This is a genomic window from Citrobacter sp. H12-3-2, from assembly GCF_009649895.1.
GTDB classification, from domain to species: Bacteria; Pseudomonadota; Gammaproteobacteria; order Enterobacterales; family Enterobacteriaceae; genus Citrobacter; species Citrobacter portucalensis.
In genome coordinates this window covers 1548965-1567782 of sequence record NZ_CP045837.1, presented here as the reverse complement: position 1 = coordinate 1567782, position 18818 = coordinate 1548965, and the positions used below count along the sequence as shown (strand labels likewise).

Here is an 18818-nt window from a genome sequence, read left to right as displayed (position 1 = left end):
CCTCACATTATTTTACACTGTTTCAACTTCATTAACATAAAGTGCTCTTTAGACCCATTTCGATTGCATCATCGGTCATTTTTAATGTTGTTGAATCGTGTCCGTAGTGAAGTAAAAAAGATAATACACGTCTATTTTGACAGTAATTCACCCAGATGCCTCCCCCTAAATGGGAGTATTTTCTTGATCTGTGACACGTTTTTGTTAATTCACCATAAAAAACAGCAACAATTTCTCTAGTTTTTTAACATGGAAACATTTAGCAACTCAGCTGATTATTTTTCATCCTATTGTCAGTCTGTTTTTTTACCTGCTGATTTTGTTAAGTTTTAGTATATGAATGAACAGAAAGCAGTAATATTTGCATAAAAAAAGAGCCGCTGGATGTTTTTTCATCATCAGTGGCTCTTTTTTACACTTACATTTTAAAACGTTTTTTTGTGTCGCTTTACTCAAAGTCGCCTTCAACAATCAGCGAGTCATCTCCCCCTTCAGGGGTAAACTGATTGTATTGCCAAGGATTTTGATATGTCTGCATCGACTTAAAGATAACCTGAGCTAATTCATTTTGCGTGGCCGGATCGCTGCACAGCAGATACTCGGTATCAGGCAGAGGTGGCAATCCGTCCGCCGCACCCAGTACGCGTAAATCCGGGCTCATCATTTCGACAGGACGGGCAGTAACGCCCAGCCCTGCTTTTACCGCCGCGCGGACCGCAGGCAATGTTGAAGCGACATAAGCCAAACGCCACGGGATCTGTGCGGCATTCAACGTCGCCAGCACGATATCGCGAAACGGGCTGGGATCGTCCAGCAGAACTAACGGCACCGGTTCCCCTTTTTGCAGGATATATTCGGCTGCGCAATACCAGTGCGTCGGTGAAGTTCGCAAATTCAGGCACTCAAAATCGCCAGGTCGGTTAGTGGTGACCACTAAATCCACTTCTTGCGACTTAAGCATCTCCACCATGTAGGCGTTGCGTTTCACTCTGACATCCAGTGCAAGTTTCGGATAAACCGAACTTATACGGTTAAGTAGAAAAGGGAGTATGGTATCGGCGGATTCATCAGAAGCACCGATAGTTAACACCCCCTGAAGATTGTTAAACATCAATGATGAGCATGCCTCATCATTAAATCGCAGTATTTTCCTGGCGTAACCCAACAGCTGGATACCATGCTCGGTCAGCAGTTTGTTGCGTCCATGGCGCGCGAACAACTCTTTCCCCACAAGTTGTTCAAGACGCTGCATTTGCTGACTTACCGCAGACTGAGTTCGACATACCGCAGACTGAGTTCGACATACCGCAGCTGCCGCAGCCGCGAAGGTATTCAGGTCGGCAACAGCAACAAAGGTTCTCAGCAGATCGAGGTCGAGGTTAATTATCGGACGATTTGCATTTATCATAGTTTTTCACTTACTCGCGGGTCATACCGGGTTAATGCTGTGCATTCAGAATCAAACAACTCCATTTGTAATGTGCCTCCCTTCAGTTTCGCTTAGTGTAACCAAGTGAAAATAAGGATGTATTTGGTTTAACAAACGAAACAATTCTCTTTCTGAGCTATTTTAATACCCGTGATATTCATCGGAATATAGCAACGAGAAAGAGCCGTATTTTTAGCTGCTGGATGATTCTGACTAATGGGAAACATGTAAATTTTGTAAATTTAAAAAATAGTTAACGAACAATAATTTACACATTAAAAACTAACTTTTCAGGATGTTAGGAACAACCAACAAACATTTGAATTATCGTAAAATTCGTACTACACACCATTTCATAGGAGTTATCTTAACCTAAAACCACTATATTTATAAGTGTTATCGCGAATAATTCCGGGCAAATTGGTGTTATGTCAGTGCAACGGTTTTCGTATTATTGGCCCACTCAATTTGATGTCGTTTAAATAATAAATAATAATTAATTAAGAATCCCTCAATTCATTAATTATGCTTAACAATGGATTCACACCGCATCACGCAGGGATCAGACCGATAACAGATTTCGCAGGCAAAACCTCAGTATTTTCGAATTACGCCATTCAGCTGAGATCTCGGCTACCTTTTTCTTTACAGGCCTAACTTTTTTTGACCAGACAAATCACCACACCCACACTAACAAAGCAAAACATAAACCACAAAAAACACAACAACCCAGACTATTACTCTACAAAAATCACATTATTTAGTTATTGACAGTGAATTACACCCCTCCTGCTTTCCAAAATCTTCTACTAAAGACCCTTCAAAACTAACCGTCGTGGGAGTACATTGTGCTGGGCTGACTTCCACGGCAGGGAGTGGCATTCACAGCTAAAAAGGTCAACGTTCATGTCCCCCATTGAAAAATCCAGCAAATTAGAAAACGTCTGTTATGACATTCGCGGCCCGGTTCTGAAGGAAGCAAAGCGCCTGGAAGAAGAAGGCAACAAAGTTCTGAAACTGAACATCGGCAACCCTGCGCCTTTCGGGTTTGAAGCGCCAGATGAAATTTTGGTGGATGTAATCCGCAATTTGCCAACTGCGCAAGGATATTGCGATTCCAAAGGCCTTTATTCAGCCCGCAAAGCAATCATGCAGCATTACCAGGCCCGTGGGATGCGCGACGTAACCGTGGAAGATATCTATATCGGTAACGGCGTATCTGAATTGATTGTGCAGGCCATGCAGGCATTGCTAAACAGTGGGGACGAAATGCTGGTTCCCGCACCTGATTATCCACTGTGGACGGCGGCGGTTTCGCTCTCTGGTGGTAATGCCGTGCACTACCTGTGTGACGAATCGTCAGACTGGTTCCCGGACCTGGATGATATCCGCGCCAAAATTACGCCGCGTACCCGTGGGATCGTCATCATCAACCCAAACAACCCTACTGGCGCGGTGTATTCTAAAGAGCTGCTGATGGAGATTGTTGAGATTGCCCGCCAAAACAATCTCATCATCTTTGCGGACGAGATTTACGACAAAATTCTTTACGATGACGCCGAGCACCACTCGATTGCGGCAATGGCCCCTGACCTGCTGACTATTACCTTTAACGGCCTGTCAAAAACCTATCGTGTTGCCGGTTTCCGCCAGGGCTGGATGGTACTGAACGGACCGAAGAAACATGCCAAAGGGTATATCGAAGGCCTTGAGATGCTGGCTTCTATGCGCCTGTGTGCCAACGTTCCGGCACAACATGCCATTCAGACCGCACTGGGTGGATATCAGAGTATCAGCGAATTCATCATGCCAGGCGGGCGTCTGTATGAGCAACGTAACCGCGCCTGGGAACTGCTTAATGACATCCCCGGCGTCTCTTGCGTAAAACCGCGCGGTGCGCTGTATATGTTCCCGAAAATTGATGCTAAACGCTTCAATATTCATGACGACCAGAAAATGGTACTCGACTTCCTGTTGCAGGAAAAAGTACTGCTGGTCCAGGGGACGGCATTCAACTGGCCGTGGCCGGATCATTTCCGCATCGTCACGCTACCGCGTATTGACGATATCGAAATGTCGCTGAGTAAATTTGAGCGTTTCCTGTCAGGGTATCGCCAGCTGTAACCACGCAAAGTGCTGCCGGGTTTGCATCCGGTAGCACTCTCTGCGCAAAATACCGTTACTGAAGTCACTGAGTAAGGGTCGTTATGAAGCAGAGCCACTTTTTTGCCCACCTCTCCCGTCTGAAACTCATTAATCGCTGGCCGCTGATGCGCAACGTGCGCACCGAAAACGTGTCCGAACACAGTCTGCAGGTTGCCATGGTTGCCCATGCGCTGGCCGCAATTAAAAACCGTAAATTTGGTGGTCAGGTTAATGCTGAGCGTATTGCCCTACTGGCGATGTATCACGATGCGTCAGAGGTGTTAACCGGCGATCTCCCTACCCCAGTGAAATATTTCAACTCTCAGATTGCTCAGGAATATAAAGCGATAGAGAAAATTGCCCAACAAAAACTGGTCGATATGGTTCCCGATGAGCTGCGCGATATTTTTGCGCCGCTCATTGATGAACATGCCTTAAGTGAAGAAGAGAAGTCGATTGTTAAACAGGCAGATGCCCTGTGCGCGTATCTGAAGTGCCTGGAAGAACTCTCTGCCGGTAACAACGAATTTTTGCTGGCGAAAACACGTCTGGAAAAAACGCTGGAGTCACGACGCAGCGAAGAGATGGACTACTTTATGGACGTATTCGTCCCGAGTTTTCACCTCTCATTAGATGAAATCAGTCAGGATTCTCCATTGTAAGTTTGCGGCGACATTGCCTTTGTAGGCCGGATGAGGCGTTAGCCGCCATCCGGCACATAAAAATCAAAACGGAAACAGCATCGGGATCATCACCACGCACACCACCATCACAATGATGGTAAACGGCACGCCAATTTTTACGAAATCGCTAAAGCTATAGTTACCCGGCCCGAGTACCAGTGTGTTTACCGGTGAAGAAACTGGCGTCATAAAGGCTGCGGAAGCCGCCATCGCAATCACCATCGCAAAAGGATACGGCGAAACGCCCATCGACTTTGCTGCCGCCAGCGCAATCGGCGCCATCAGTACCGCCGTCGCAGTGTTAGAGATAAATAACCCAATGGTCGCGCACAGCACGAACAGGCAGCCCAGCATCATATACGGGCCGTACCCTCCACCAACGTCCATTAGCCCTTTAACCACCAGATCAACACCGCCCGTTTTCTGTAATGCCAGCGCAAAGGGCATCATTCCGACAATCAAAATAATACTTGGCCAGTGAATGGCTTTATAGGCGCTTTCGGCATCGATGCAGCGGAATTTTCCCATCAGCAAACAGGCGATAATCGCGGCAACCGTATTAGGGATTTCATCGGTGAGCATTAACGCGACCATCAGCACCAGACAGAAAATCGCATGCGGCGCCTGGCTGTGCGCCGGAGAAGCTTCACTGACTTCCACGGGCATATTCAGCACCACGAAATCGCGCCCTTTTTGCCCCAACAAAGTGATGAGTTTCCAGTTGCCCACCACCAGAATGATATCGCCCATCAGCAGTGGTTCATCCACCACCGCTCCGGCCAGTGCCGTACCATCACGCTTCAGTCCGACGACATTCAGGCCATAACGCGTACGAAAAGCGATTTCCCGTACCGTTTTGCCGATCAATTCCGATTCAGGGATTAATGAAATCTCGGCCATACCCACGTCAAGCGCCTGCTCGGAGAAGTATTCACCGCGCAGCACCATCGGTTCCAGCAGTTGCTCGCTGCAAAATTCACGCAGGTCAACGTCGGCCGCTGACATATCAATCAGCAACACGTCACGGGCACGGAACTCAGAAACCCCGTTAACATCGACAATCACGCGGCGAAAACGCCGCCAGCGTTCAACACCAATCACGTTTGCCCCGTAGCGTTCACGCAATTTCAGGTCATCCAGACGTTGGCCAATCATGGGAGAACCCGGGCGAATCGCCAGGCGACGGGCACGCCCTGTCAGGCGATACTCTTTGATCAGATCGCGAAAGGTCCGGCGCTTCCAGCCGTCTCCCGGCTGCCCGGAGTCTTCACCTTTCAGCATAAAACGCATCACCAGCATATAAATTATGCCGAGTACCAACACCACCAGTCCCAGTGGGGTTACGCTAAAAAAGCTAAAACCGTTAAGTCCTTCACGTAACAATTCACTGTTGACGACCAGATTCGGCGGCGTTGCCACCAGCGTCATCATGCCGCTTATTAATCCGGCAAAGCTCAACGGCATCATCAGCCGTGAGGGGGAGATTTGCATGCGCATAGAAACGCTTAAGACAACCGGAATAAAGATGGCGACCACACCGGTCGAACTCATGAAGGCACCGAGTCCGGCTACGGTTATCATCAGCAACACCAGCATTTTGACTTCACTGCTGCCAGCGACCTTCACCAGCCAGGCACCCATTACCGTCGCCACGCCGGTACGCACCAGGCCGTCGCCGATAATGAATAAAGCCGCTATCAAAATAACGTTAGGATCGCTGAACCCGGAAAAAGCCTCTGTGATGCTCAATGTTCCACTCAGAACAAAGGCAATAATGACCAGCAAAGCGACCGCGTCCATACGCACTCTGCCAGTTGCAAACAAGACGACGGCAATCGCCAGCAATGAGAGAACCCATATCAATTCACCGTTCACAACATATCCTTGTTAAATGAGAGGGATGGACTGATTCTGCCATAAAAAAGCCCCAACAATCTGGGGCTAAATCATGATCAGGTATTTCTTATAACGACCACATTTCCGTTGGGTTGTTTGGTCACAGAAATATGTTCCAGACTGGTCAGCGAAAAATCAACTTCGTCCAGACGCGGCGTATCCGCTGGCGCGTTAACCGCGATGACATGACACCCAGCAGCCAGTCCTGAGAGCACCCCGGCGGGGGCATCTTCCACGACTGCACATTCCTGCGGTGCCAGGCCCAGAAGCTGAGCACCTAACAGATACGCGTCTGGCTCTGGTTTCCCTCTTTTTACCCGCTCGGCGGTGACAAACACTTCAGGAGCAGGAAGCCCGGCAACACGATGACGCGCACGTGCGACTGGCATAGAACCGGAGGTCACAATCGCCCATGGAATACCTGCTTTATTGAGATGGTTGAGTAAATCAACTGCCCCCGGCAGCGCGGTGATCCCGGCGGTTTCCGTCGCTTCGATCTGCTCCAGACGGGTAAATTCCGCGGCGATCTCTGCCTCAGACTTGCCCACCATAAAGTGTCGCAGGGAGGTAATGGCCTGCTTACCATGAATAAAGCCGAGTACCTCGGCGTGATCGAGGCCGAAGCGATCGGCCCAGTTGCACCACGCACGCTCTACTGCGGGTAAGGAATCGACCAACGTTCCATCCAGATCAAACAGAAAACCTTTGCACTGCACGCTCGCCCCCTCAGGCATTAATGATTTGGTTAATTTCATTCGCGCTCAGGTGATACTGACGCGGGCAAGAGTGCCAAACATTCAGCATACGCTGATATTTTTCCCACATTGGGGTCTGGGCGTTGAAGCCATGCGTACCCGCATCAAAGTGGGTGTAACGACCTTCCACATTGACCATAAAACGAACGTACCCGAGGAAACGGGCTTCCGTTGCGGCGTCAAAACCGAGGAAGGTCACGCGACGCTCATCAATAGCCTGCGCATCCTTAAGATTAGTCCAGGACACATGTAATGCGTGATACATCTCCATAATATCGATAATCGTACGACAGGTTTCTTCCGTCAGTTCACCAAACTCACGATCCAGCTCACGCATCTGCAAGCCGTAACCGCGTTCAATAATCGTCTGCAAACGACGATAACGCTCGGCGTTAGTTGGATCGAGCATAGTCATCATTTTGTACTGATTCGACAAAATCAGACGTTGAGCGTTGGTCATTTCCATTTGGGACTCCTGTATCACTACTACTGCGATGAAAAAAAAGAAGGCATCTTGTGCCTTCTTTTATATGCGTAATCAGGGGTCAATTACAAATCATCAAGGAAAGTTTTATCCAGTTGTTTGAAGGCGCGCTTAAGCGTGTCAGCCAGCGCCTGGTAATCCGGCTTTCCTTCTACCGGAGAGAGCGCCTGCCCAGCTTCTTGCAATTTACCCCGGACTTCATAGAACCAATTGAGAATTGAAGGCGGCAGCGGCGTTACAGAACGTTTTCCCAGCCACCACATCCCCTGCATCGGCAGGCTAAGCGCAAACAGCGCAGTCGCCACGGCCGGGCCCAACTGCCCCCCTAACGCAATTTGCCAACATAAGGTGAAGACGGCGATAGGCGGCATAAAACGAATCGCGTAACGCGTCATGCGGATCACGCGGTTCTCAACAAACACGGGCGCAAGGCGCTTTTCCATTGGCCACGTCTTTGCATAGTGCTGCCCCCGGCGAAACAAGCTAAAAAAATTGACGGAGCGATTATCCGGTGTCGACATGGCGGTTACCTCAACTTCACATATAAAAATTAAAAAATTTGTGCAAAACAACAACTACAAGGGACATCGTTCAAAACATTTTGTCTTTGATACCCACATTCAGGTATCCTGTGCCGGCCTGTAAGGCCTGTAGTCCAAAATCATTGAGTCGTCAAATTGGCATACATTATGCCATTGCCTGAAAAATACGCAAAATGACATAGACTCAAAGGTATTTATTCCATCGTGCCCAAAAAGACTATGGCGCATGATGTTAATCATAAACGTCGGTGTCATCATGCGCTACGCTCTATGACTCCCTGACGTTTTTTTAGCCACGTATCATAAATAGGTACTTCCATGTCGAGTAAGTTAGTACTGGTTCTGAACTGCGGTAGCTCCTCACTGAAATTTGCCATCATCGATGCAGTAAACGGTGAAGAATACCTCTCTGGTTTAGCCGAATGTTTCCATCTCCCAGAAGCACGTATCAAGTGGAAAATGGACGGCGGTAAACAAGAAGCGGCTTTAGGTGCAGGCGCCGCTCACAGTGAAGCGCTGAACTTTATCGTTAACACTATTCTGGCACAAAAACCAGAATTGTCTGCGCAATTGACCGCTATTGGTCACCGTATCGTACACGGCGGCGAGAAGTACACCAGCTCCGTGGTTATCGATGATTCCGTTATTCAGGGCATCAAAGATTCTGCCTCTTTCGCACCACTGCATAACCCGGCTCACCTGATCGGTATCGCAGAAGCGCTGAAATCCTTCCCTAATCTGAAAGACAAAAACGTGGCTGTATTCGACACCGCGTTCCATCAGACTATGCCGGAAGAGTCTTACCTCTATGCTCTGCCGTACAGCCTGTACAAAGAACACGGCGTTCGTCGTTACGGCGCGCACGGTACCAGCCACTTCTTCGTCACTCAGGAAGCGGCAAAAGTGCTGAACAAACCGGTTGAAGAGCTGAACATCATCACTTGCCACCTGGGCAATGGCGGTTCTGTATCTGCTATCCGTAACGGTAAATGTGTTGATACCTCCATGGGTCTGACCCCGCTGGAAGGTCTGGTGATGGGTACGCGTTCCGGTGACATCGACCCGGCGATCATCTTCCACCTGCACGATACCCTGGGCATGAGCGTTGACCAGATCAACAAAATGCTGACCAAAGAGTCCGGCCTGCTGGGTCTGACCGAAGTCACCAGCGACTGCCGTTATGTTGAAGATAACTACGCTACTAAAGAAGACGCTAAACGTGCAATGGACGTTTACTGCCACCGTCTGGCGAAATACATCGGTTCTTACACTGCGCTGATGGATGGTCGTCTGGATGCAGTTGTCTTCACCGGTGGTATCGGTGAAAACGCAGCGATGGTTCGTGAACTGTCTCTGGGCAAACTGGGCGTTCTGGGCTTTGAAGTTGACCACGAACGTAACCTGGCCGCACGTTTCGGCAAATCTGGTTTCATCAACAAAGAAGGTACCCGTCCTGCGCTGGTTATCCCAACCAACGAAGAACTGGTTATCGCGCAAGACGCGAGCCGCCTGACTGCCTGATTTCACACCGCCAGCCTAGCTGGCGGTGCTGTTTTGTAACCCGTCTAAATTGGCGGTAACGAAAGAGGATAAACCGTGTCCCGTATTATTATGCTGATCCCTACCGGAACCAGCGTCGGCCTGACCAGCGTCAGCCTTGGCGTGATCCGCGCAATGGAACGCAAAGGCGTTCGTCTGAGCGTCTTTAAGCCGATTGCTCAACCGCGTGCCGGTGGCGATGCGCCAGACCAGACTACCAGCATCGTCCGTGCTAACTCTTCTCTGCCAGCCGCTGAGCCGCTGAAGATGAGCCACGTTGAATCTCTGCTGTCCAGCAATCAGAAAGATGTGCTGATGGAAGAGATCATCGCGAACTACCACGCGAACACCAAAGACGCTGAAGTCGTACTGGTTGAAGGCCTGGTCCCAACCCGTAAACATCAGTTCGCGCAGTCTCTGAACTACGAAATCGCGAAAACGCTGAACGCGGAAATCGTCTTCGTTATGTCTCAGGGTACCGACACCCCGGAACAGCTGAACGAGCGTATTGAACTGACTCGCAGCAGCTTCGGCGGCGCGAAAAACACCAACATCACCGGCGTAATCGTTAACAAACTGAACGCACCGGTTGATGAGCAGGGCCGTACTCGCCCGGATCTGTCCGAGATTTTCGACGACTCTTCCAAAGCGAAAGTGATCAAAGTTGATCCGGCTAAACTGCAAGAATCCAGTCCGCTGCCGGTTCTGGGCGCGGTGCCATGGAGCTTCGATCTGATCGCTACTCGTGCAATCGATATGGCGCGTCACCTGAACGCCACCATCGTTAACGAAGGCGATATCAACACCCGTCGCGTGAAGTCTGTGACGTTCTGCGCACGCAGCATTCCACATATGCTGGAACACTTCCGCGCAGGCTCCCTGCTGGTAACTTCCGCAGATCGTCCTGACGTGCTGGTTGCAGCATGCCTGGCGGCCATGAACGGCGTGGAAATCGGTGCCCTGCTGCTGACTGGCGGCTACGAAATGGACGCGCGCATCACTAAACTGTGCGAACGTGCATTTGAAACCGGCCTGCCGGTATTCATGGTAAACACCAACACCTGGCAGACCTCTCTGAGCCTGCAGAGCTTCAACCTGGAAGTTCCGGTTGACGATCACGAGCGCATTGAGAAAGTTCAGGAATACGTTGCTAACTACATCAACGCTGACTGGATTGAATCCCTGACTGCAACCTCTGAGCGTAGCCGTCGTTTGTCTCCGCCAGCGTTCCGTTATCAGTTGACCGAGCTGGCGCGCAAAGCGGGCAAACGCGTTGTTCTGCCGGAAGGCGACGAACCGCGTACCGTTAAAGCGGCAGCCATCTGTGCTGAACGTGGTATCGCAACCTGCGTACTGCTGGGTAACCCGGATGAGATCACCCGCGTTGCAGCCTCTCAGGGCGTTGAACTGGGCGCTGGCGTAGAAATCGTTGATCCAGATGTGGTTCGCGAAAGCTACGTTGCTCGCCTGGTCGAACTGCGTAAAAACAAAGGTATGACCGAAACCGTTGCCCGCGAACAGCTGGAAGACAACGTGGTTCTCGGTACCCTGATGCTGGAACAGGACGATGTTGACGGTCTGGTTTCTGGTGCAGTACACACCACCGCGAACACCATCCGTCCGCCGCTGCAGCTGATCAAAACTGCACCGGGTAGCTCTCTGGTGTCTTCCGTGTTCTTCATGCTGCTGCCGGATCAGGTTTACGTTTACGGCGACTGCGCGATCAACCCGGATCCGACTGCAGAGCAGCTGGCAGAAATCGCGATTCAGTCCGCTGATTCCGCAATTGCCTTCGGTATCGAACCGCGCGTAGCGATGCTCTCCTACTCCACCGGTACTTCTGGTGCAGGTAGTGACGTAGAGAAAGTTCGCGAAGCAACCCGTCTGGCACAGGAAAAACGTCCTGACCTGATGATCGACGGTCCGCTGCAGTACGACGCCGCCGTTATGGCTGACGTAGCGAAATCCAAAGCGCCGAACTCTCCGGTTGCAGGTCGCGCTACCGTGTTCATCTTCCCGGATCTGAACACCGGTAACACCACTTACAAAGCGGTACAGCGTTCTGCCGACCTGATCTCCATCGGGCCAATGCTGCAGGGTATGCGCAAGCCGGTGAACGACCTGTCTCGTGGCGCGCTGGTAGACGATATCGTCTACACCATCGCACTGACCGCGATCCAGTCTTCCCAGCAGCAGTAATCTGCCGAGTGTGCCGGATCTTTTATCCGGCAACACATCTGCTTATCAAACCGGAAATAGCTGATATTTCCGGTTTTTTTATGTCTTTTTCCCCTTTGGCATAATCTGAAACATTTGCCTGGATGCGCTGCATCAATGAATAACTATTCTTCTGTTCGCATACTTACTCTCTTTTGCGTTGCAACAGGGATAGTCTTTCATGTCAGCAGTAACAGAATCACAGCCAGCTAAAAAATGGGCGATGCCCGACACGCTGGTGATTATTTTTTTCGTCGCCATTTTAACCAGTCTGGCAACATGGGTTGTTCCCGTCGGGATGTTCGACAGCCAGGAAGTTCAGTATCAGGTTGATGGACAAACCAAAACCCGTAAGGTGGTTGACCCCCATTCCTTTCGTATTCTGACCAACGACGCAGGTGAAGAGCAGTATCACCGGGTGCAGTTATTCACCACCGGAGATGAACGCCCAGGCCTGATGAATTTCCCGTTTGAAGGATTAACCTCCGGCTCGAAATTCGGCACTGCTGTCGGCATCATTATGTTTATGCTGGTCATTGGCGGCGCATTCGGCATCGTTATGCGTACCGGCACCATTGATAACGGCATCCTGGCGCTCATTCGCCATACGCGGGGCAACGAGGTCCTGTTTATCCCAGTGCTGTTTATTCTCTTCTCCTTAGGCGGTGCGGTGTTTGGCATGGGGGAAGAGGCTGTTGCCTTTGCCATTATCATCGCGCCTTTGATGGTACGGCTAGGTTACGACAGTATCACCACCGTGCTGGTTACCTATATCGCGACTCAGATTGGTTTCGCCAGCTCATGGATGAACCCATTTTGCGTGGTGGTCGCGCAAGGTATTGCGGGGGTACCGGTGCTCTCTGGTTCCGGGCTACGCATCGTGGTCTGGGTGATCGCTACACTAATCGGGCTGACCTTCACGCTGGCCTATGCGGCGCGTATCAAAAAGAATCCGCTTTTGTCCCGGGTACATGAATCCGACCGCTTCTTTCGCGAGCAGCAGGACGAGGTCGTGGAACGACGCTTCACGCTGGGCGACTGGTTAGTGCTACTGGTGCTGACCGCGGTGATGATTTGGGTTGTCTGGGGCGTTATCGTCAACGCGTGGTTTATTCCTGAGATCGCCAGTCAGTTCTTCACGATGGGTCTGGTGATTGGCATTATCGGCGTCGTGTTTCGGCTCAACGGCATGACGGTCAACATCATGGCCTCCTCATTCACTGAGGGCGCACGAATGATGATTGCCCCTGCCCTGCTGGTTGGTTTTGCCAAAGGCATTTTACTGCTGGTCGGTAATGGAGAGGCGGGTGAAGCCAGCGTGTTAAACACTCTGCTGCACAGCATTGCCAATGGCATCAGCGGGCTGGATAACGCCATCGCGGCGTGGTTTATGCTGTTGTTCCAGGCAGTTTTTAATTTCTTCGTCACTTCCGGCTCTGGTCAGGCTGCGTTAACCATGCCGCTACTGGCACCGCTGGGCGATCTGGTTGGCGTAAACCGTCAGGTCACAGTCCTGGCCTTCCAGTTTGGCGACGGATTCAGTCATATTATCTATCCGACGTCAGCATCTCTGATGGCTACGTTAGGCGTTTGTCGGGTGGATTTTCGTAACTGGCTGAAGGTAGGTGCTACGCTGTTGGGACTGCTGTTTATTATGTCCAGCGTGGTGGTGATTGGCGCGCAGATGATGGGTTACCATTAAAAAGTGTGCGTCCGGCCTACTCGATTTCTCGACGCAGTAGGCCGGATGAACAGAGTTTACTCAGCTTCTTCCTGCTTTTCGGCTTTCGCCCCTTCATTCTTGGCGTTGCGGGTCATCCACAGCGCCAGGGCTTTCAGGGAGTCCGGTGTAAATTCGTCGCAGCGCGCGGTAATTTCTTCCGGCGTCAACCAGCAAACTTCACTGACCTCATCTTCCTGAAGCGCAAACGGTCCGTGGGAAACGCAGCTAAACAACCCACCCCATACGCGACAGTTCTGGTCTTCAAAGTAAAACTGACCATGCTCGGCAAACGGCACGCCCGCAATCCCCAGTTCCTCTTCTGCTTCACGACGCGCTGATTCCAGCATCTGCTCGTCAGCCTGAACCACACCGCCTGCGGTGGCATCCAGCATGCCGGGCAAAAAATCTTTTGTCTCAGTGCGGCGTTGAACCAGAATTTTGCCCATACCATCATGCACAACGATATACGTTGCACGATGGCGTAAGCGTTGCGCCCGCATTTGTTCCCGGCTGGACTGTGCAATGACTTCATTGTCTTCATTCACAATATCCACCCATTCAGTACTTGCCAAACGACGCTGTTCCACCATCAGGAAACCTTCTTTTTTCTGGCGCTCTTACGGCGCGTTTATGTTTGTGGGGTAAATTACGGATTAATCTCGACCTGTGCAATAACACTTTGATCATTGAGTGCCATTACGCTGAGAACATTATCATCCAGAATCCCGTAACTTGCCGCAAAGCCCCCTTTCGGGATGCTTACCGAGCCGGGATTGAAATGATAGATACCCTCGCGCCGCTCAGCAACCGGCAGATGAGTATGCCCATAAACCAGAACATCGCCCGCATTGAGCGCCGGCAAATTTTGCGGGCCAAAAAGATGTCCGTGCGTCAAAAAGAGTCGCTGGTTTTCTGTCAGAATTTGCTGCCACGGCGCAGTCATCGGAAAATGCAGGAGCATCTGATCCACTTCGCTGTCGCAATTACCACGCACCGCAATAATTCGCGATGCCAGCTCATTCAGCCGTTCAGCAACCTGCGCAGGTGCATAGCCTTCTGGAAGCGCATTACGCGGCCCGTGGTTTAAAACATCACCCAATATCACCAGCCATTGCGCGCCGCTTGCAGCAAACCGCTCGAGTACGCGTTCCGTGGCTGGCAACGAACCATGAATGTCCGATGCGAACATCAGTTTCATCACTCACTCCTCGCTGAAAATTACCTTGTAATGATACTGGATTACGGCCCGTTTTTCAGCAGGAACGCTTCGCTGAAAGCGCGATAAAACGCTGTACTGAAGCGCGCTGCCACTGGAAGGTGGCGTATTCCGCAAGCGCTTCTGGAACCTCATCGCCGTTAAGGACCAGGCGATTAAGCATTAGCGCTAAATCACAGTCAGCGATACACCATTCGCCAAATAAATTCTGCTTACCGTGGCTCAGTAAACTGCTCGCAGTAGCGAACAGTTTTTCCGCACTGGCTTTTCCCGCTTCGCTTAACGGTCCTTTCTTCACGCCAGCAAAAACGACATCTGTTGATCGTTCCTCACGGATAGGCATTAAATCGCTGCGGATCCACGCCTGAACCTGGCGCGCCCGAGCGCGCTTTTGTACATCGTGTGGGTAGATACGCTCCCACTGTGGCGGTGCAAAGCTCTCTTCCAGGAATTCTGTAATCGCTGATGATTCGCTCAGTTCAAAACCATCGATCTCAAGAACCGGTACGCGGCGCGTCAAGGCGTAACCTTGCCATGAAGGATGCAAGTGTTCACCACTATTGAGATCAACGGTTTTCAGCGTAAAAGGTAGCCCTTTCTCTTGCAGAGCAACATAAACAGACAGCACGTAAGGGGAGAAAAAATTGGCATCTGACCACAGCGTAATTGCAGATTTGCTCATAATGTCCTCTGAAGTGTATTGGCTTGCTTTCAAAATATAGAGTCTTTCTCTCGCTGTCACTTGATGAAAACTCACGCACGCCAACAGGCTCTATACTTGTAATGACCCGGTTCATGACAAAACGGATGCTGAAAATGATCGATCTCTATTACACGCCATCGCCAAACGGTCACAAAATCACGCTGTTTCTTGAAGAGGCACAGCTGCAATATCGTCTGATTCATGTCGATATCAGCAAAGGTAGCCAGTTTCGCCCCGATTTTCTGCTGATCTCGCCGAACAATAAAATCCCGGCCATTATCGATCATGCGCCGGAAGATGGCGGAAGGCCCATCAGCTTGTTTGAGTCCGGAGAAATTTTACTCTATCTGGCGGAGAAGAGCGGTAAGCTGCTTAGCGGTGAATTACGCGAACGCCACACCACACTGCAGTGGCTGTTCTGGCAGGTCAGCGGTCTGGGTCCCATGCTGGGGCAGAATCATCATTTCAGTCATTACGCTCCGCAAACGATCCCTTACGCTATTGAAAGATACCAGGTTGAAACCCAGCGCCTGTACAACGTGATGAATAAACGTCTGGAAACATCACCCTGGCTGGGAGGCGATCACTACAGCATTGCTGACATTGCCTGCTGGCCGTGGATCCACGCCCATCAGCGTCAGCGCATCGACCTCGACAATTACCCGGCGGTCAATAACTGGCACGAACGCATCCGTACGCGTCCCGCCACGGAACGCGCCATGCAGCAAGCACTGAGTGAGAAGCGGTGACGCAATTCGGTTCTCGTGTATCATGCAGAGGTTCATACATGGAGGAAACCTGCAATGTCACAACCTGACGCCATTATTCGTATAAAAAACCTTCGTCTGCGCACCTTTATCGGCATTAAAGAAGAGGAGATCCTTAACCGACAGGATATCGTCATCAACATTGCCATTCACTATCCGGCAGACAAAGCGCGTACCAGCGAAGATATCAACGACGCGCTGAATTACCGCACTATAACCAAAAGCATCATTGCCCACGTGGAGGGTAACCGCTTCTCATTGTTAGAAAAATTAACTCAAGATGTGCTCGATATCGCACGCGAACATCACTGGGTCACTTATGCTGAAGTCGAGATAGATAAACTTCACGCATTGCGTTACGCCGACTCAGTATCAATGACGCTGAGCTGGCAGCGCTAAAACGTAACCCGGGAGGCGACATGCAGATTCTGATTACCGGCGGTACTGGCCTGATTGGACGTCATCTGATCCCCTGCCTGCTGGAACTGGGGCATCAGATAATCGTAGTGACACGTACCCCTGATAAGGCTCGTCAGATTCTCGACTCTCGGGTCACGTTATGGAAAGGACTGGAAGAGCGGCAACATCTCAATAATATTGATGCCGTGATTAACCTTGCCGGAGAGCCTATTGCAGATAAGCGCTGGAGCGCACAGCAAAAGGAACGCTTGTGCCAGAGCCGTTGGGGCATTACGCAGAAACTGGTCGATTTAATCAATGCGAGCGAGACGCCGCCCTCAGTGTTAATCTCCGGTTCCGCTACCGGTTACTACGGCGATTTGGGCGAAGTTGTGGTTACGGAAGAAGAGCCACCGCATAACGAATTTACCCACAAGCTGTGCGCCCGCTGGGAGCAAATTGCCAGCACTGCGCAAAGCGACAAAACCCGCGTGTGTATGCTGCGTACCGGCGTGGTACTGGCCTCAGCAGGCGGCATTCTGGCAAAAATGGTCCCGCCGTTTCGTCTTGGCTTAGGCGGCCCGATCGGTAACGGACGCCAGTATATGGCCTGGATCCATGTTGATGATATGGTCAACGGAATTATCTGGCTGCTGAATAACGATCTACGTGGTCCCTTCAATATGGTTTCGCCATACCCGGTGCACAATGAGCAGTTTGCCCACGCGCTGGGTCACGCTCTGAACCGCCCTGCAATTCTGCGCGTTCCCGCCACCGCTATGCGACTGCTGATGGGGGAATCGTCAGTACTGGTCCTTGGTGGACAACGCGCATTGCCCAAACGCCTGGAAGCTTCCGGTTTTACGTTTCGCTGGTACGATTTAGAAGAAGCGCTGGCGGATGTCATCCGATAATCCCTATGCACTATTCACAGTCGCCGTTGTGGTGGTAAGGTTATAGACCAGATTTCCGCAATGGCGACGTTATGGCGATAATATCGACTCCCCGACTTACCCTCTCTTTGTTTCAATTTTCTGACTGGTCATTTTTCCAGAAACTCCGTGAATGTCCTGAAGTCATGCGCTATATGGGCAACATCGCCCCGGCGAAAGATACGCGGCTGTTATTCGCCAGACGTCTGGCCGCACAGCACACTTTCGTCATCCGCGAACATAACAGCCCGACGCCACTTGGCGATATTGGTCTGCAAATCAGCCATCTTTACCCGCAGGAAGCCGACCTCGGCTACGCCATCATGCCACAGGCTCAGGGGAAAGGTATTGCCAGCGAAGCCGTGCGCGCGGTGTGCCAGTATGCCTTCGAGCATGCAGGTGTGACGGCGATAAACGCATACGCGCTGGCGGATAACAAGGGTTCAATCCGTATTCTGGAAAAGACAGGCTTTGTACGTACGCAGGTACTGGAAAAGGCGTATGAGATTGACGGCATCGCCTACGACGACTGGGTGTTTCGGCTGGAGCGCGACGCGCTAAAATTGTAAGCCCGGAAAGCGTAACGCCTCCGGGCTGTTGACTTATTTCAGCGATCCTTTAAGAAACTGCTGCAAACGCGGGCTTTGCGGATTACCAAATACCTGCTCCGGGTCACCCTCTTCCTCAATTTTCCCCTGATGCAGGAAAATCACGTGCGTGGAAACATGACGGGCAAACCCCATTTCGTGGGTCACCACCACCATGGTTTTCCCCTCTTCAGCCAGCTGTTGCATAATGCGCAGCACTTCACCCACCAGCTCAGGATCAAGCGCTGACGTAGGTTCATCAAACAATAACACTTCCGGTTCCATCGCCAGTGCACGGGCAATGGAAACACGCTGCTGCTGACCACCGGACAGGTGCACCGGATATTTGCCCTGTGCGCGCTCATCAATGCCCACTTTAGCCAGATACTTCACCGCACGGTCGCGAGCTTCCTGCTTGCTCAGCCCCAACACCTGAATCGGCGCTTCCATGACGTTTTCCAGCACTGTCATGTGGCTCCACAGATTAAAGTGCTGAAAGACCATCGTCAGACGCGTACGCAGCAGGCGTAGCTGATTTTTGTCCGCAACTTTCAACTGGCCGTCTTTGTCGCGCACCAGACCAATGTTCTGACCGCTGACGACAATCGACCCGGCACTCGGTTTCTCAAGAAAGTTAATGCAGCGCAGGAAGGTACTTTTACCGGAACCTGACGAGCCAATAATGCTGATAACATCACCCGCGTTGGCCTGCAGCGATACCCCTTTCAGCACTTCATGTTCGCCGTAGTGCTTATGTAAATCGATAACGTTTAATTTATTTTCAGACATCGTGTTACTCGA

At 51.1% G+C, this 18818-nt stretch carries 18 protein-coding genes; 9 read left to right on the top strand and 9 right to left on the bottom strand.

The features are described 5' to 3' along the window. Positions 1 to 448 precede the first annotated feature (448 nt). Positions 449 to 1408 carry a transcriptional regulator LrhA gene (gene lrhA / locus GHC22_RS07425; protein WP_153752575.1) on the bottom strand — a complete coding sequence of 320 codons (960 nt, stop codon included), beginning with the start codon at positions 1406 to 1408 and terminating at the stop codon, positions 449 to 451. A 927-nt stretch (positions 1409 to 2335) separates the two neighbouring features. Here lrhA and alaA point away from each other — a divergent pair. Both alaA and yfbR read left to right on the top strand, forming a co-directional pair. Further along, entirely contained in the window at positions 2336 to 3553 is a 1218-nt protein-coding gene (gene alaA / locus GHC22_RS07420) for an alanine transaminase AlaA (protein ID WP_003028082.1), read from the top strand. Between the two features lie 83 nt (positions 3554 to 3636). Continuing rightward, the gene (gene yfbR / locus GHC22_RS07415; RefSeq protein ID WP_153752574.1) at positions 3637 to 4236 is read left to right on the top strand and encodes a 5'-deoxynucleotidase; all 600 of its coding nucleotides are present in this window, start codon (positions 3637 to 3639) and stop codon (positions 4234 to 4236) included. 63 nt (positions 4237 to 4299) lie between these two features. On the opposite strand, the gene GHC22_RS07410 is transcribed toward yfbR, so the two are convergent. The 4 genes from GHC22_RS07410 to yfbV all read right to left on the bottom strand — a co-directional run bounded on the left by GHC22_RS07410 (position 4300) and on the right by yfbV (position 7913). Beyond that, positions 4300 to 6132, bottom strand: a complete 1833-nt coding sequence (locus GHC22_RS07410) for an SLC13 family permease (RefSeq protein WP_032944084.1) — start codon at positions 6130 to 6132, stop codon at positions 4300 to 4302. A gap of 77 nt (positions 6133 to 6209) precedes the next feature. Next, positions 6210 to 6887 carry a sugar phosphatase gene (locus GHC22_RS07405; RefSeq protein WP_008785348.1) on the bottom strand — a complete coding sequence of 226 codons (678 nt, stop codon included), beginning with the start codon at positions 6885 to 6887 and terminating at the stop codon, positions 6210 to 6212. Further along, positions 6880 to 7374 (bottom strand): YfbU family protein, encoded by a 495-nt coding sequence (locus tag GHC22_RS07400; RefSeq protein WP_003028086.1) that lies wholly within the window; start codon positions 7372 to 7374, stop codon positions 6880 to 6882. Before GHC22_RS07400 ends, GHC22_RS07405 begins: the two co-directional genes overlap by 8 nt. An 83-nt stretch (positions 7375 to 7457) precedes the next feature. Beyond that, complete coding sequence (gene yfbV, locus GHC22_RS07395) at positions 7458 to 7913, bottom strand: terminus macrodomain insulation protein YfbV (protein ID WP_003028087.1); 456 nt, start codon at positions 7911 to 7913, stop codon at positions 7458 to 7460. A gap of 339 nt (positions 7914 to 8252) precedes the next feature. Here yfbV and ackA point away from each other — a divergent pair, with 339 nt between their 5' ends. From ackA to yfcC, 3 genes are all read left to right on the top strand, one after another. Continuing rightward, a complete protein-coding gene (ackA, locus tag GHC22_RS07390; RefSeq protein ID WP_003834770.1) occupies positions 8253 to 9455 on the top strand; it encodes an acetate kinase in 1203 nt (400 codons plus the stop codon). Positions 9456 to 9530: 75 nt separating this feature from the next. Further along, positions 9531 to 11672, top strand: coding sequence for a phosphate acetyltransferase (gene pta, locus GHC22_RS07385; RefSeq protein ID WP_003834771.1), 2142 nt, complete (start codon positions 9531 to 9533; stop codon positions 11670 to 11672). Positions 11673 to 11871: 199 nt separating this feature from the next. Continuing rightward, positions 11872 to 13392 (top strand): putative basic amino acid antiporter YfcC, encoded by a 1521-nt coding sequence (gene yfcC, locus GHC22_RS07380; RefSeq protein ID WP_063940562.1) that lies wholly within the window; start codon positions 11872 to 11874, stop codon positions 13390 to 13392. A gap of 56 nt (positions 13393 to 13448) precedes the next feature. Here the strand turns inward: yfcC and yfcD are convergent, their stop codons facing one another. Genes yfcD through yfcF form a run of 3 tightly spaced genes read right to left on the bottom strand, consistent with a single transcriptional unit; the run spans position 13449 to position 15311 of the window. Next, positions 13449 to 14003: an NUDIX hydrolase YfcD gene (yfcD, locus tag GHC22_RS07375; protein ID WP_003834775.1), complete on the bottom strand. Its 555-nt coding sequence runs from the start codon at positions 14001 to 14003 to the stop codon at positions 13449 to 13451. Between the two features lie 56 nt (positions 14004 to 14059). Further along, positions 14060 to 14611, bottom strand: a complete 552-nt coding sequence (gene yfcE, locus GHC22_RS07370; protein ID WP_048215855.1) for a phosphodiesterase — start codon at positions 14609 to 14611, stop codon at positions 14060 to 14062. 55 nt (positions 14612 to 14666) lie between these two features. Then, on the bottom strand, positions 14667 to 15311 hold the full coding sequence (yfcF, locus tag GHC22_RS07365) for a glutathione transferase (protein ID WP_003834778.1): 645 nt from the start codon (positions 15309 to 15311) through the stop codon (positions 14667 to 14669). Positions 15312 to 15445: 134 nt separating this feature from the next. On the opposite strand from yfcF, the gene yfcG reads away from it, so the two are divergent. The 4 genes from yfcG (at position 15446) to GHC22_RS07345 (ending at position 17999) form a co-directional block, all read left to right on the top strand. Beyond that, positions 15446 to 16081 (top strand): GSH-dependent disulfide bond oxidoreductase, encoded by a 636-nt coding sequence (gene yfcG / locus GHC22_RS07360; protein ID WP_020996685.1) that lies wholly within the window; start codon positions 15446 to 15448, stop codon positions 16079 to 16081. A gap of 54 nt (positions 16082 to 16135) precedes the next feature. Next, positions 16136 to 16498 (top strand): dihydroneopterin triphosphate 2'-epimerase, encoded by a 363-nt coding sequence (gene folX / locus GHC22_RS07355; RefSeq protein ID WP_003028107.1) that lies wholly within the window; start codon positions 16136 to 16138, stop codon positions 16496 to 16498. A gap of 20 nt (positions 16499 to 16518) precedes the next feature. Then, positions 16519 to 17412: a TIGR01777 family oxidoreductase gene (locus tag GHC22_RS07350; RefSeq protein ID WP_003834782.1), complete on the top strand. Its 894-nt coding sequence runs from the start codon at positions 16519 to 16521 to the stop codon at positions 17410 to 17412. Positions 17413 to 17483: 71 nt separating this feature from the next. After that, complete coding sequence (locus GHC22_RS07345; protein ID WP_071845290.1) at positions 17484 to 17999, top strand: GNAT family N-acetyltransferase; 516 nt, start codon at positions 17484 to 17486, stop codon at positions 17997 to 17999. A gap of 33 nt (positions 18000 to 18032) precedes the next feature. On the opposite strand, the gene hisP is transcribed toward GHC22_RS07345, so the two are convergent. Then, positions 18033 to 18806, bottom strand: coding sequence for a histidine ABC transporter ATP-binding protein HisP (gene hisP / locus GHC22_RS07340; protein WP_003028114.1), 774 nt, complete (start codon positions 18804 to 18806; stop codon positions 18033 to 18035). Positions 18807 to 18818 lie beyond the last annotated feature (12 nt).